The 13,698-nt window shown below is 43.1% G+C and carries 13 protein-coding genes; 4 read left to right on the top strand and 9 right to left on the bottom strand.

What is annotated here, in order from left to right; translation table 11 throughout:
* Nucleotides 1-190: 190 nt before the first annotated feature.
* Nucleotides 191-928: a hypothetical protein gene (locus UYC_RS0103415; RefSeq protein ID WP_016873238.1), complete on the top strand. Its 738-nt coding sequence runs from the start codon at nucleotides 191-193 to the stop codon at nucleotides 926-928.
* A gap of 78 nt (nucleotides 929-1,006) precedes the next feature.
* Here UYC_RS0103415 and UYC_RS0103410 read toward each other — a convergent pair whose 3' ends face one another.
* From UYC_RS0103410 to UYC_RS0103390, 5 genes are all read right to left on the bottom strand, one after another.
* Nucleotides 1,007-1,876, bottom strand: coding sequence for a nitrate ABC transporter ATP-binding protein (locus UYC_RS0103410; protein WP_016873237.1), 870 nt, complete (start codon nucleotides 1,874-1,876; stop codon nucleotides 1,007-1,009).
* Nucleotides 1,877-2,025: 149 nt separating this feature from the next.
* Nucleotides 2,026-4,029 (bottom strand): ABC transporter ATP-binding/substrate-binding protein, encoded by a 2,004-nt coding sequence (locus tag UYC_RS0103405; RefSeq protein WP_016873236.1) that lies wholly within the window; start codon nucleotides 4,027-4,029, stop codon nucleotides 2,026-2,028.
* 101 nt (nucleotides 4,030-4,130) lie between these two features.
* Nucleotides 4,131-4,973: a nitrate ABC transporter permease gene (gene ntrB / locus UYC_RS0103400; RefSeq protein WP_016873235.1), complete on the bottom strand. Its 843-nt coding sequence runs from the start codon at nucleotides 4,971-4,973 to the stop codon at nucleotides 4,131-4,133.
* A gap of 61 nt (nucleotides 4,974-5,034) precedes the next feature.
* A complete protein-coding gene (locus UYC_RS0103395; RefSeq protein WP_016873234.1) occupies nucleotides 5,035-6,414 on the bottom strand; it encodes a CmpA/NrtA family ABC transporter substrate-binding protein in 1,380 nt (459 codons plus the stop codon).
* Between the two features lie 704 nt (nucleotides 6,415-7,118).
* Nucleotides 7,119-7,601, bottom strand: coding sequence for a GNAT family N-acetyltransferase (locus tag UYC_RS0103390; RefSeq protein WP_016873233.1), 483 nt, complete (start codon nucleotides 7,599-7,601; stop codon nucleotides 7,119-7,121).
* Between the two features lie 123 nt (nucleotides 7,602-7,724).
* On the opposite strand from UYC_RS0103390, the gene UYC_RS0103385 reads away from it, so the two are divergent.
* Complete coding sequence (locus UYC_RS0103385) at nucleotides 7,725-8,624, top strand: alpha/beta fold hydrolase (RefSeq protein WP_026087345.1); 900 nt, start codon at nucleotides 7,725-7,727, stop codon at nucleotides 8,622-8,624.
* A 2-nt stretch (nucleotides 8,625-8,626) separates the two neighbouring features.
* Here UYC_RS0103385 and UYC_RS0103380 read toward each other — a convergent pair whose 3' ends face one another.
* The 4 genes from UYC_RS0103380 to UYC_RS0103365 all read right to left on the bottom strand — a co-directional run bounded on the left by UYC_RS0103380 (nucleotide 8,627) and on the right by UYC_RS0103365 (nucleotide 11,518).
* A complete protein-coding gene (locus UYC_RS0103380; protein ID WP_016873231.1) occupies nucleotides 8,627-8,902 on the bottom strand; it encodes a protoglobin domain-containing protein in 276 nt (91 codons plus the stop codon).
* Nucleotides 8,903-9,126: 224 nt separating this feature from the next.
* Nucleotides 9,127-10,071 (bottom strand): pentapeptide repeat-containing protein, encoded by a 945-nt coding sequence (locus UYC_RS0103375; protein WP_016873230.1) that lies wholly within the window; start codon nucleotides 10,069-10,071, stop codon nucleotides 9,127-9,129.
* A 62-nt stretch (nucleotides 10,072-10,133) separates the two neighbouring features.
* Nucleotides 10,134-10,499, bottom strand: a complete 366-nt coding sequence (locus tag UYC_RS0103370; RefSeq protein ID WP_235082870.1) for a Rieske (2Fe-2S) protein — start codon at nucleotides 10,497-10,499, stop codon at nucleotides 10,134-10,136.
* A gap of 335 nt (nucleotides 10,500-10,834) precedes the next feature.
* Complete coding sequence (locus UYC_RS0103365; protein ID WP_016873228.1) at nucleotides 10,835-11,518, bottom strand: Dps family protein; 684 nt, start codon at nucleotides 11,516-11,518, stop codon at nucleotides 10,835-10,837.
* Nucleotides 11,519-11,967: 449 nt separating this feature from the next.
* On the opposite strand from UYC_RS0103365, the gene UYC_RS0103360 reads away from it, so the two are divergent.
* Together UYC_RS0103360 and UYC_RS0103355 are read left to right on the top strand one after the other, a co-directional pair.
* A complete protein-coding gene (locus tag UYC_RS0103360) occupies nucleotides 11,968-12,618 on the top strand; it encodes a Uma2 family endonuclease (protein ID WP_016873227.1) in 651 nt (216 codons plus the stop codon).
* 140 nt (nucleotides 12,619-12,758) lie between these two features.
* Entirely contained in the window at nucleotides 12,759-13,232 is a 474-nt protein-coding gene (locus UYC_RS0103355) for a hypothetical protein (protein ID WP_016879249.1), read from the top strand.
* The last annotated feature ends 466 nt before the right edge of the window (nucleotides 13,233-13,698 follow it).

The raw sequence follows: 13,698 nt of genomic DNA, 5'->3' as shown, positions 1-13,698 counted from the left end.
TCTACATCAAGATGTATTGCAAACATTTTTTGAATCGGTATTACTTATAGTTGACTTATATCATATTTTTTTCTTATTAATTCCTTATTTCTTTAAGCTATCACTTCATTAATGCTTCAAGCTTTTCTCCGTTCCTCAACCCTGTTCTCTCTATCCGAGGTTCTTTTAAATCCTTCTTCTGGAATTGCTTGTGAATAAATCTCAGTCTCAAAGCAGTACAATAGTCGTCTTGTTTAGTGTTGCTGTTGTTTTGACAACAACATTGACTAACCAAGCGGCACTATCTGCACTGAACGTATTAACAGAACTCGATGCCGGGATGCGCCTGATGCAAGTAGATATCCCGAATCCAGAAATAATTATTGCTCAACAAAATGACTTTGCCAGCTTCTTTGAAGAAGGGCGATTGCGATCGGAGAATCGGTTGCAATTCAACCGCCCTTCTCATCCAGCCATCAGCATCGATCCAAAAGGCAGGAGTTGGCAGCTAGTCGTCTTTCGAGAAGGTAACTGCTCATTCTGGATGCCACCAGGAGTTCTGAGTCAGGAAACACTAATTCTGGATACTCAAGCCGAGCAACTAAGTTTTCGCACTCTGTCTTCTAGCTCTAATCAAGGGCGTTATATGGCAGCATACGCCCCTAACTTAACAAAAGCACAACGCAATTCCCCAGAGCTAATCTTTAACGCTATCAAGGACAAGATCACATCTGCAAATCAGTTTCGCCTCAAGCAGGAAAATGTCCTGAAGTTGTCCAAATATCCGGGTAAGGAATTCCTTTTTGAAAACAAGAATCAGGCGATCGCTGTACGAACATACTTGATTGAAGGAAAAGTTTATACTTTGGGAGTTCAATATCCAAAGACAAATGCACCGACACAGGCTGTAAACGGTTTTTTGAGTTCATTTGAATTATTCGATAGTTAGTTTACTGCTCATATTTGCCCTAAAAACACAAATCCCCGACTTTTCTAAAAAGTCGGGGATCTAACGGAGCTCGAATGATTAACCTACGTCATCATGAGCATAGCGGTTGAAGAGGAAGTCAAGGGCGTAATTACGCAACTTGTAATATTGTGGATCTTCCATAATTCGAGCGCGATCGCGTGGACGGGAGAAAGGAATTTCCATGACTTCACCGATTTTGGCATGAGGGCCGTTAGTCATCATCACTAACTTGTCTGCCAAAAACAACGCTTCATCGATATCGTGAGTAATCATCAATACCGTGCAGCGGTTTTCGTTCCAAATTTTCAGCAACTCTTCCTGTAATTCTTCTTTGGTAATTGCATCCAACGCCCCAAAAGGCTCATCTAAAATTAGAACTTTGGGACGAATTGCCAAAGCGCGGGCAATAGAAACCCGTTGTCTCATCCCACCCGACATTTGGGTGGGCTTTTTATCCATTGCATCCCCCAGCCCCACCATTGCTAGGTGTTCGCGAACGATCGCCGACTTTTCTGCCTCTGGTTTACTAGGATGAACGGCATTTACAGCCAAATAGATATTTTCAAAAGCAGTCCGCCAAGGTAGCAGAGCATAATTTTGAAACACAACCATGCGATCGGGGCCTGGTTTAGTGATGGGTTTTCCCTCTAGCAAGACTTGCCCAGAGGTGGGAGAGTTAAAACCCGATACCATATTTAGGAGAGTAGATTTACCACAGCCAGAGTGACCGATGACACAAATAAATTCTCCTTCACCAACATTGAGGTTTACCCCATCCAGAACAGTAAAAGGCCCGTTCTTTGTTGGATAGACTTTAGTTACGTCTTGAATTTGCAAATAAGGCTTGCGATTGGAAGTTGCAGTGGCTAAAGGCACTCCTAATCTCTGCATAGTTGGGTTGGTAACTTTAAAACTGCGGTTTTGCATGGTGATTTTTGAAGTAGAAGGGACTAGGGACTAGGGGAGCCAGCGCCGTGCGGAGGCTCCGCTCCGTTAAGGCGACTGGCGTGCTAGGGGCTTCAGTGCTAACAATCCTCTGTTGATTATTCCTTCTGCCTTTCTTTTTTAACGAGGAATTAGGCAGCTCGTCTTGTCGGTGCATCGAGAATAACTTCTGCAACAGAAAAATCGTGCTTAATCTTCAAGCTGTTGAGATAGGCAATAGGATCGTCAGCGTTAAAGACGGTACCATCAAACAATTTAATTGGCTGACGAGTATAACTTGTATCCATACCCAATTCTCGTGCGGCGGTGCTAAATATACCGACTCGACATACCCGTTCTACAATTTCCACCCAATTTCTGGGGAAAGGCACTTCACCCCAACGTGCTAACTGCGTCATAATCCATATTTGCTCGGTACGGCTGGGGCGGTTAATGGCAGACTCCGCAAAAAATTGGTGATGGGCATATTCCTGCATCGGATGATCTAAGTCACAAGTGACATTATTTGGATCTTCGATTTGGATATACTCAATATTGGTGCTGACATATTCCCGTCGCGCCAAAATTTCCCGAATTTCCTCAGCATGTTCTGGCAACGAGCAGTAATAACAAGCTTCCAACAAAGCTTTGGTCAATGCAATGTAGGTATTGGGATAAGCTGTTGCCCAATCTTCTCTTACACCGAGAACTTTACCCGGATGTCCCAACCAAACCTCTAAATCGGTAGCAATTGTAAAGCCAACGTTCTCAGCCGCAGCACGGATATTCCAAGGTTCACCTACACAGTAACCATCGATAGTCCCAGCTTGCAAGTCAGCTACCATCTGGGCGGGGGGGATGGTTTTAATATCCACATCTTGATCGGGATCGACACCACCAGCTGCTAGCCAGTAACGAAGCAGCAAGCTGTGCATTGAGGAAGGATGCACTACCCCCATAATATGCCCTCTGTCGCGGGTGCTTTTCAGATACTGCTTGAATTCGGCGACAGTTTGTATCCCTTGTTCGTAAAAGCGTTTGGCAAGAGTAATAGCGTTACCGTTGCGCGTCATCGTCAGGGAGGTAACAATGGGTAGAGGTCGATTTTCATTGCCTCCCAAAGTTAGCCACATCGGCATTCCAGAGGGCATTTGGGCTGCATCTAAATATCCGCCTGCAATGCCATCAACAATCCCGCGCCAACTAGTTTCGCGCACCAAGTTGACATCATCTAAACCGTGCTTGGCGAAAAAGCCTTTCTCTTTTGCTACTGCCAGGGGAGCGCAGGCAGTTAGGGGTACAAAGCCAATTTCCAAATTGACTTTTTCCAAACCGTGCTTCGAGACAATTGTGGTTTTGCGTGCCCGAATTTTTTTGATGCGTTTTTGCTGGTTGAGGAAGTAAATCATCTCGCTGCGCAAGCTGTAGTAACTGGGATGTTCTACCACCTCCATCCGCTTGCGAGGTCTGGGAATGTCTACTTCTAGAATGCCACCAATTTTCGATTCTGGGCCGTTGGTGAGCATCACAATTCTGTCGGAAAGCAGCACTGCTTCATCAACATCGTGGGTAACCATCACAGCGGTGACTTCGTTCTGTTCGCAGATTTGCATCAGCTGTTCTTGCAAATTACCCCGCGTTAGTGCATCCAAAGCACCAAATGGCTCATCTAGCAACAGTAACTTGGGACGAATTGCTAAAGCGCGGGCGATCGCTACCCTTTGCTTTTGTCCACCTGATAACATTGCTGGAGGTTTCTCGGCATGAGGACGCAACCCCACCATATCAATATGTTGTTCGACAATGGTGCGACGTTCGCTTGCTGGCAGATGCGTCATGACTGAATCTACAGCCAAAGCTATATTTTCTCGTACCGTTCGCCAAGGCAGCAACGAATAATTTTGGAAAACTACCATTCGGTCTGGCCCTGGTTTGGTGATACGTTTACCCTCAAGAGTAACCAAACCATCACTTGGTAAATCCAAACCAGCAATCATATTTAATAATGTAGATTTACCACAACCGGAGTGACCAATTAGGGAAATAAATTCGCCTTTTTTAATTTGTAAGTCAATACCTTTGAGGGCAATGTATTGTCCACCATTGCTGAGATTAAAAACCTTATCAATTTGGTCAATTGCAACAAATACAGACATGGCACTTTGGGAATAGTGAATAGGGAGTGGGAAAAGAAGACTTGCTAATAATTAATAGCTAATTGCACTTCTACTATTAGCTATTAGCCATTAGCTATTGACTATTTTTGATCTGCAGGTGGCAAAATTAATGTTTGAATCCAAGCCATCAGTTTATCTAACAGCAAACCAACGGCACCGATATAAATGAGGGCTAAGATGATTTCGCTGACGTTGTTATTTTGATAAGCATCCCAGATGAAAAAGCCAATGCCGACAATACCTGACATCACAATTTCTGCTGCGATAATTGCCAACCAAGCTAAACCAATCGCAATTCTCAAGCCTGTGAAAATGTATGGCAATGCGGCAGGAATAAGAATATTAAAGAAATACTCTTTTTTGGAAAGTTGTAGAACTTTGGCAACGTTGTTGTAATCTTGAGGAATTTCTTTTACCCCTACAGCAGTGTTAATTAAAATTGGCCAAATTGCAGTGATGAAAATTACAAATAATGCTGCTGGTTCATTTTGTCGCAAAGCTGCTAGGGAAATAGGAACCCAAGCCAAGGGAGGTACGGTTCGCAATAACTGAAAAAGAGGATCTAACGCTTTGGACATCGTTTTATTAGTACCAATTAAAATGCCCAAAGCAATACCGAAAATTGCAGCTAAGGTGTAACTAATTGCTACTCGCTTGAGACTAGCTAAAATCTGCCAAAATAAACCCTTGTCAATTCCACCTCTGTCATAAAAGGGATATAAAATCAATATCCAAGTGTCTTGAACAACTTGAATTGGCCCTGGTAGGGTTGCCCCTGGAAGCCAAGAAAACAGCTGCCATACAGCTAGAAATATAATAATCGCAATAACAGGAGGGAAAAGGTCAGGAAATTGCTTTTGCAAGCGGGATATAAAGCTATTGTCAAAACTAGGGTTAGGACGTCGTCTGCTGGCTACTGTCATTGATTTTGCTCTCCTCTACTGGTGATTTTTGGGGTTTGTTGATTGCTTGTGAGTTGTGGTTCTACACACTGACTTTCTTGATTTTGAGGCTCTTTAAGTATGCTTCTGGTTTTTCTGGATCAAACTTGATGCCATCAAAAAATTCTTCCACACCACGAGATGTATTTGTGGGAATATCAGCAGTTGCTATTCCTGCTTCTTTAGCTGCTTCTTTCCAAATATCTTCACGGTTGACTTTATTAATTAATTCCTTAGCCTTAGCACCATTATTGGCTATGTAATCTTTTGGCAAGAAATTCCAACGCACACTTTCTGTAATAAACCATAAATCATGACTCTTATAAGGATAAGAAACGCTACCTTTTCCGTCTTTCCAATAGTAAGGTGCCATTGATTTATCATTTATTGTGCGACCCTCGCCCATGTCGTAATTGCCTTGAAATGGGCCTGCAAGGATTTCTGCTGGGAGATTAAAATAGTTGCGTCCACCGAGAATTTCTGCTGCTTCTTTGCGGTTTTCAAAATTATCTAACCATTGCTGCGCTTCCATGATTCCTTTTAAAAGTGCTCTGGTAGCCTTGGGATTTTTATCAACCCAATCCGCTCTCATCGCCAGATATTCTTCAGGATGATTCTTCCAAATTTCTGCTGTTAATGCTGCTAAAAAGCCAATTTTGTCTTTAACAATACGATAAGGCCAAGGGTCACCAGTACTGAAGGCGTCCATTGTTCCTGTCTTCATGTTGGCGACTGTTTGCGCTGCCGGTACCGTCAGCAACTTTATATCTGCATCTGGATCTATACCACCAGCAGCTAACCAATAGCGAATCCAAAAATCTTGGTTGACTGCGGGAAATGTTTGAGCTGCTGTGAAAGGTGTGTTGGTTGATTTGAGTTGGCTAAATAAAGATTTAGCTCCAGCAAGTTGCAAACTAATACCCTTGCCTTGGTGCTTGCTTGCGATCGCAATTCCGTTCCCATGAGTATTCAACTGCGCTAAAACATACATGGGAATTTTTTGATTGCCCTTGGTAATTAAACCTTCTGTAATTAAATGTGGCATTGGCATCTGCCACTGTCCGCCATCAATACCACCACCAGCAGATCCAATTTCAACATTATCCCTTGCCGAACCCCAAGAAGCTTGCTTGGAAAGTTCAACATCAGTCATGCCATACTTCGCAAAAAAGCCTTTTTCTTTAGCAATAATTAAAGGCGCTGCTTCAACAATCGGAACGTATCCCAGCTTAACTTTAGTAATTTCTGGTTTTTGTTCTGGACTAATATTAGCAACCGGCTGCACTGCTGACTGAGTTTGAGCGCTACCACCCCCTGGTTCTGGTGGATTTCCCAAACAACCCTTGAGTAAAACAGCACTTGCAGACAGACTTGCTGTTAACAAAAATTTCCGACGAGTAAATTGGTTAAAAAGCTCAGACATGATAACCTCTGTGTGTAAATTTGTTTTTTAGATATGACAATTCTGGGCAAGAAAAAATTGGTGTTTCTTGCTCTACTAGGGCGTATTTCACGCTATGTAAGGTTGACCATCAGCCGATATCAACAAAGGAGATGGCAAACATCATAAAAATTCTGTATTTGCAATCACGCTTTTGTATTTAAAAAAATCATTTACGCTGTTTCTTTTCAATAGCTTACAGCTTTTAAGTCAAAAAAGTTCATTCTAAACCAGTGATTATTAAATAAATATTAGATTACTGATATAAGGAAAAGTTTATATAAATGGCTAAATGTTACTTGGGATGATTATGCAATAGTCAAATGACTATCATGACTATCATTAAAAATCTATGCTTGCTCTCAATTCTGCATTTCTAAAGCAGATTTTTGATTTAAGCATTGATAAAAATGATGACAATTACAAGCATATTTCTATGTATTTAAGAAGCTGTGCAATATAACTTAATAAAGCTAGTTGACAAAGACAAATAAGATATGAATAAGAGATAAATAAGAGATAAATAAGTATTACTGACCTTGAGTCGAGGTGCGCGACGCAGAGGAATCAAATTTCCTGAGGGTTCCTTTCCCCTAGTCACAAGTACCTAGTCCCCAATTCCCCTTTACAGATTTCAGGGGTTGTGATTGGAAATGGCGATCGCTCTTGTTTGGATCGGCTTTGAGTTAAACGAAATATCCCATCAAGATGAAAAACCTTTGGCTATCCGCAGCCTTGACAAACTCTTTGACAATCTCAAAGCCAGCCTTCTGCCACGCCCGCAGTGCCCGTTGATTGAAGGCAGCGATCGTTACCCGTAGCTTACTAGCCTGGAAGTTTTGCCGAGCAAATACGATTACCGCTTGAATAATTTGAGTACCTTGTCCTTTACCTGTTCGATCTGGGCGCAATTCCATGCCAACATCCAACGCTCCCTGACTGTAGTCTCCTCCTGGAACCTGCGCCTCGTTTCCAAAACAACAATATCCAATTACAGCCCGGCTTTCATCCCAAATACTGTAGTAACAGTTTTCTGGATTCAGCAACGTTGTAAGAGCAGACTCTAGTTTCTCAGAATCTGAGTTATAGAAGTCATAAGGTGGTTCGTAGCGCCAAGTGAGTATATACCGAGCGGTTTGTTCGTCAATGATATCAAAAGTGAGTCTCATGTCTATGCAGCATCGCACTTCATTGAATGGGATGCAACTTGAGAATGATGCACTTTTATGGCGATCGCCAGCAGGATCGAAATAATAGACCTATAGTTGATTGTGCGTATAGGGGTTGAATTTATGTTTGTGCCACCAGGCTTTAGCCAAAATTCCGTGATGACTAAGCTAGGCAGAATGGTTTACTATACTGCTGACGAAAAGCCTTGGGTAGATCTGGATGTCCCCAAATCAAGCGATCGCAAATTAGTTTTTTTACACGCCTTTGGTGGTGGTTCGTCTGCCTATGAATGGTCGAAAGTTTACCCGGCTTTTGCTCCAGATTATCAAGTTTTGGCACCAGATTTGATTGGTTGGGGACACTCGGATCATCCAGCCCACAGCTATCAGATTGAAGACTACATTACAACCATTATTGAGTTTATCGAAAATACCTATAGCATTCCGACTGTGGCGATCGCTTCGGGATTGACGGCTGCTTTTACCATTCGTGCGGCGATCGCTCGTCCTGATTTATTCAAGTCATTGATTTTAGTTACACCAGCAGCTCTTGAAGAATTTGGCGAAGACTACAAAAATAGCTTTTCTGCTCAAATCATCAAAATCCCGATGCTGGATCGTCTACTATACATGACTGGGGTTTCCACAAGCTTTGGCATTCGCAGTTTTCTAGAACAACGCCAGTTTGCCCGCCCAGAAAGAATTTACCCCGAAATTGTCGAAGCATACCTGCAATCTGCCCAACAGTTTAATGCTGAGTATGCTGCTCTTGCTTTTGTGCGCGGAGATTTATCCTTTGATTTGTCCACATACATTCCTCAATTAACTGTTCCCACTGCTATCATATGGGGGCAAAAGTCAAAGTATACTGGGCCTGATGTAGGACGTCGTTTCGCTGAAATGAACCCTAAAGCGATTCGGATTTTTCTACATTTAGATGATGTAGGTTTTACTCCCCAATTGGAGCTTCCTGCCGTGACAATTGGTTTGATTCGGAAATTTTTACCTTTACTTGAGCAGTGAGTTTAAAAATCACCGTCCTTCACGTAAGGGTAACACCACAAAGTGACTTGCAGGACTACCGACTTAAACCAAGCTTGATACATTTTCTCCACATCATCAAGACTATGGCCTTTCTTTGCGAGGAAAGGTTTAATTGTTGCTGTAATTTGATCTGCCAACACTTCACCAGCCTGACGCAGATACTTTTCGTCCTCTTCGGTGAACAAAACCGTTTGCTTGAGCAGTTGCAATACCATTGAAACCTCCACGAACAGTTGCAACCAGATTATTTTCGGCATTAGTGAATTGAGGTATGAAATTTAAAAATCAGGCATTTCAAACTCTTACTCTCTGCGCCTCTGCGGACGCCACTTGCTTTATGCCGGGAAACCCGTCCACCGCAGTGGCTCCTCTGCGTGAGGCAAATCATACTTTAAATCAGTAACACCTGATTTTCTATGTAAGTAGCCACCATGAACTGCGTACACCAGAACACATGAAAAAACTTTCTTTCCTTTTTAACTCAGAAGTAGACTACTCCATTAGGCATTGTTACCCAACTTAGATCTAAGTTATTCATCTCAACTTGATCCAGCTTTGCCTCAATTAAGTCAGCACCACGCAGAATCGCTGAATCCAGATTTACATCTGTGAGAATTGCTCGGTGCAGGCAGGCTCCACTGAGATTGACACCATTCAAACGTGCCCAACTCAGATCTGCCTCTGTTAAGTTTGCCTTAGTCAGCTCTGCTCGTTCCAAATTTGCCCCACGCAAACCAGCCAAAATTAATTTGGCCTCAATTAAATTTGCTTTGTGTAAATTTGCTCCAGTTAGTTTCGCCCCACTTAGGTTTACCCCACTTAGATTTGCTCCACTCAAGTTAGCACCCTCTAGGTTAGCTCGACTTAAGTCTGCCTCTGTGAGGTTCGCCTTAGTCAGATTTGCCAACTCTAAATTTGCTCCACGTAAGTCTGCCAAAATCAGTTTCGTCTCAATCAGAGTTGCCCGACAAAGGTTTGCCTCGGTTAGATTTGTCTTGCTCAGGTTTGTTTTACTTAACTTTGCCGCCTTTAAGTTTGCTTTACTCAAGTTTGCTCCAGTCAGATTCGCATCATCCAAATTTGCCCTACTCAAGTCAGCTTGAGACAAGATAGCTTTCTCTAGCACTGCTCTCCACAAAATAACTCCATTTAAATCTGCATTAGTTAGATTTGCTTTATATAGATCTGCCCCAACTAAGTGAGACTCATTTAGACGTGTTCTATTTAGGTTAGCTCGCTGCAAAACTACCCCATTTAGATCTGCCCCGACTAGGTTTGCTCCACTTAGGTCTACTTCACACAAGATAGCCTTCTTCAGAACTATCCCACTCAGATCTACTTCTTGCAGCTTTGCTCCACGTAAATCTACAGTGTGAAAATCCCTTTCTCCAATCCCATAGCGCCTCAGAAGATCCTCGGCGTCCATATGATTTGCCTCTCAACGTTACCTCTGGGCTGATATACTTCTCCACCTCATCGGCTATATTATTAGCCTAACTCACAGCTTTGCGGCACTCTCACCTGCACTTTGCCATCGACTATTTGCACAGGATAGATACGTAGGGAGGAGATTTGCTCTCGTAGTTTGGGGAGAGCATTGAGTGGATAGATGCGTTTAGGGTAAAGATTCTCTCCCGTGCGGATATCATACTGAAAATGATGCCAAGGGCAATCCAGTACTCCTTGCCAAACCTTAGCTCCTGCTAATGGCAAATTTTGGTGTCCGCACAGACCTTGTAAAGCGTGGAATTCACCTAAATCGTTTACAAGTACAATCGAACATGAGCCTACCTGTAGCATCCGTGTTTGTCCTGGTGGAATCTCCTCTACCTTTGCCACTGTTACATAAGACACTGCCTCTGACTCCAACTTGACTGCTCCTGTACATCAAGTTTGTTTATGAGAAGAAGACAGGGGGAAATAGGAGCTAGGGGCTAGAAAGAGGAGGGGGAGAGGAGCCAGTGCGTTGCAAAGAGAAGTCAAAAGACGCGGTAGACGCGGAGCGGATAGAAGTAGGTACGGCTTGCGCCGCTCAGAACTTTGGGAGGTTCCCCGGAGCTTTCGGAGTCTCCGGCTCCGCTCGGTTGTAGCACCTGGCGTGGGGAGAGAAATAATCCCCCTATTCCCTGTCAACTGTTCCCTGTTCCCTTTTCCCTGTCTCTACGAATGATTTTATTTTGCCCAACTACTTATTTGCCGTTATGACCGTTAGGCACAACCAAGAACCGGGAGGTATAAGGTGATTCACCTGGCACGCCTCGACGGAAGTGTCCTGATGGCCCTTCACCGAGAAATTCGCTAAACCAAGCTTCATGCTCTATTTCTTCATTCAAGATCGCTAGAGACAGTTCATAGGTACGATGATCTTTGCCGAAAGTCAGATTGCAAATGTCAGTATAAACCCTGATTGCACAGCGCTCGGCTTCTACCAATACCTGCAACATCGGCCTAATATTACCTTGCTCTACTCCCTGCTTGACCTCTGAGATGGCTTGCTTTGCCTCCTCAGTTCCGCCACCGGTAAAGCCGACTCGTGCTGATGTACTTTCATTACCATTACCGCGATCGCGTTCTGGTAGGTAAGCATCAGGACAGGCTGCGACATTGGAAAAGTCGCGAATGTCTCGCGGCAGTTCACCACCTAACTCATAAATACGCGGAACCAGAGCCTCGAAGTGGTTGCGATCCTCCAGTCGAGCATCCTCAATAATTTCTTTCAATCCCTCACCTTCAAAGCCAATGGCATTGGCTCGCAAGATTGTGTAGTAGTAGTATGTTGTAAATTCTGCTGCTGCCGCCCGGACAAGCTTTTCTACCAGTTCCTTCACATCAATTCCGGATTGCTCCACCATCTGCTGTGCAACTTTAGCCATGGTGAACCTCCTTATTTTTTCAAAGTCATTTTTTAAACTAAACTACTACGTAGTAAATCTCATCCCCGTAACCGCTCCTATCCATACACTGTTCTCCTAAGAGTGGCAATTTGGGTAAACCGCAGGTTACGTAGAAAAACATATACCGTAGTTGGGCAACATTAGGTCAATTACCTTCTCCATCGTGTTGCCTACTTTAATTTTGTAAGAATCAACCAGAAAGTATCATCAGATTTTATAAATATTCATAGTCGATATGAGTATGCCTTACAAGAGATCTTAAAGAAAGTTGTAGAGTCTATCGTTTCAGCAAAAGGAGGGTTGAGCGTTGTTTAATTGTCGAGTCTCAGGCGATCGCTACCATTAAAGAAAAGCTACCATTTATTGCTCGCGATTTAGATGAGATTGCAAGTGCATTTTTAGAGTTTGCCGAGAAACAAGGTTAGAAAATGAGTGAGTTACAAACCCAGTTACCCACAGATACATGGATTTACACTTGTTGGGATGAGTATGAGCAGATAGTCACCAACTTGCTCAACGAGAAGGGAAAAAGCTACTACTACAAAGGACATATGAGGCTGGAAATGCCACCAGTGAGTTTTGATCATGGTAAAGATCATGTGGTAATTATTTTTGCTGTAACTCTATTTGCGACACTGAAAGGGATTTTAGCCACAGGTTTAGACACCACAACTTTTCGTAAAATTGGTGTTCACGACTGTCAGCCTGATGTGGCGTATTATCTTAAAGAACGCGCTCAAACTATCCCAACTGGTACAGGGATTGTTAACCTCGATCGCTACCCTGCACCAGATTTAGTGATTGAGATTGCTAAAACATCTCTGCTTGATGACTTAGGTACAAAGCGATCGCTATACGAAGATATTGGTGTTGCTGAATATTGGGTAGTAGATGTACAAAATGCCCAAATTATCGCCTATGCTATGGCAGATCAGGGCAGTAAACGTATACGTGAATCTCAAGTATTGCCTGGATTGGCGATCGCTATTTTAGAGGAAGCTTTACGTCTTAGCCGTCAAATGAGCCAATCCGAAGTTGGGACTTGGTTATTGAGCCAGTTTCAGCACAATGAGGGTTGAGCGTTGTTTAATTGTAGGGTGAGGGTGCGATCGCCTTTTACCAAAACCAGATCTGCATAAATGATGAGTTTGGAACATAATACTTTTATTTGTATATATGGGCACTCTAGTGTAGAGAACCATACTAGAGATTTACTTCTATGTCCAGAACTACCGTGAGTGCAACACTGGCAACAAAAGATAGAGACGCTGTGTTGCAAGCGATCGCCACAATTAAAGAAAAGCTACCATTTTTAATTGATTTGAGTGCCGAGGAGCGTAAAGCTTTACCCAAAATGGGAGACAAGAGTCGAGCTTTTGTTAGTAAGGCATTAGAGGCAGCAACACAGAATCCTGATTTTTTGCCGCGATCGTTTGATTTGGAAGAAATGCGGAAGGATGTGCAATTGTTTGAAGCGTTGTATCCACTATTACTATCGCTGACACAGTTGCAAGAATTAGTAGATGATACTTTTCTGGCAGTTGGCAGTGAAGCATATGCAGCAGCCTTGCAAGTGTATAACTATGCTAAAGCCAGTGGACAAGGATCGGGATTAGATACAGTAGTTGAGGAAATGGGGCAACGTTTCGCCCGTAAATCTCGAAAGGGCAAGTCTCAGGAGCCAGTTTTGTAGAAAATAGCTCGGTAATTGCACTTTTGAGGTGCAAAGTTGAAGTTCAGAACTCAGATGTTGGAGTAAATTGCTCGGCGTTCCGAGTTCTGAACTTTATTATTGGAGTAAAAAGCCCGACATTTCGAGTTCTGAAGCTGAAGCTCCGAGTAAAAAACCTGACGTTTCGAGTTCTGAAGACAAAATTCCGAGTTCAAAGGTTGAAGGGTGAAGTTGAGAAGGCGATCGTAGAAGCATTTTATCCTGAAAGCTTGTCTTCCCCCGTTACCAGGTTGAACCTGGTAACGAGAATTAAGAGCCTCTGGCTCTTCTTGAGAATGGTGTAAGATGTCAATGATCCAAGAACCGATGAATACTTCAGTAATGCGATCGCGCTCTTGAATTTACTTCAGAAAGTTTTCAATGTCTTCATCGCTAAAGCCAAATTGCCCCTAAGTTCACCTTCAAAATCACCTCTGCCGCAAGGAGG

The organism is Chlorogloeopsis fritschii PCC 6912, assembly GCF_000317285.1.
Classification (GTDB): Bacteria; Cyanobacteriota; Cyanobacteriia; order Cyanobacteriales; family Nostocaceae; genus Chlorogloeopsis; species Chlorogloeopsis fritschii.
This window is presented reverse-complemented; position numbering and strand designations above follow the sequence as displayed.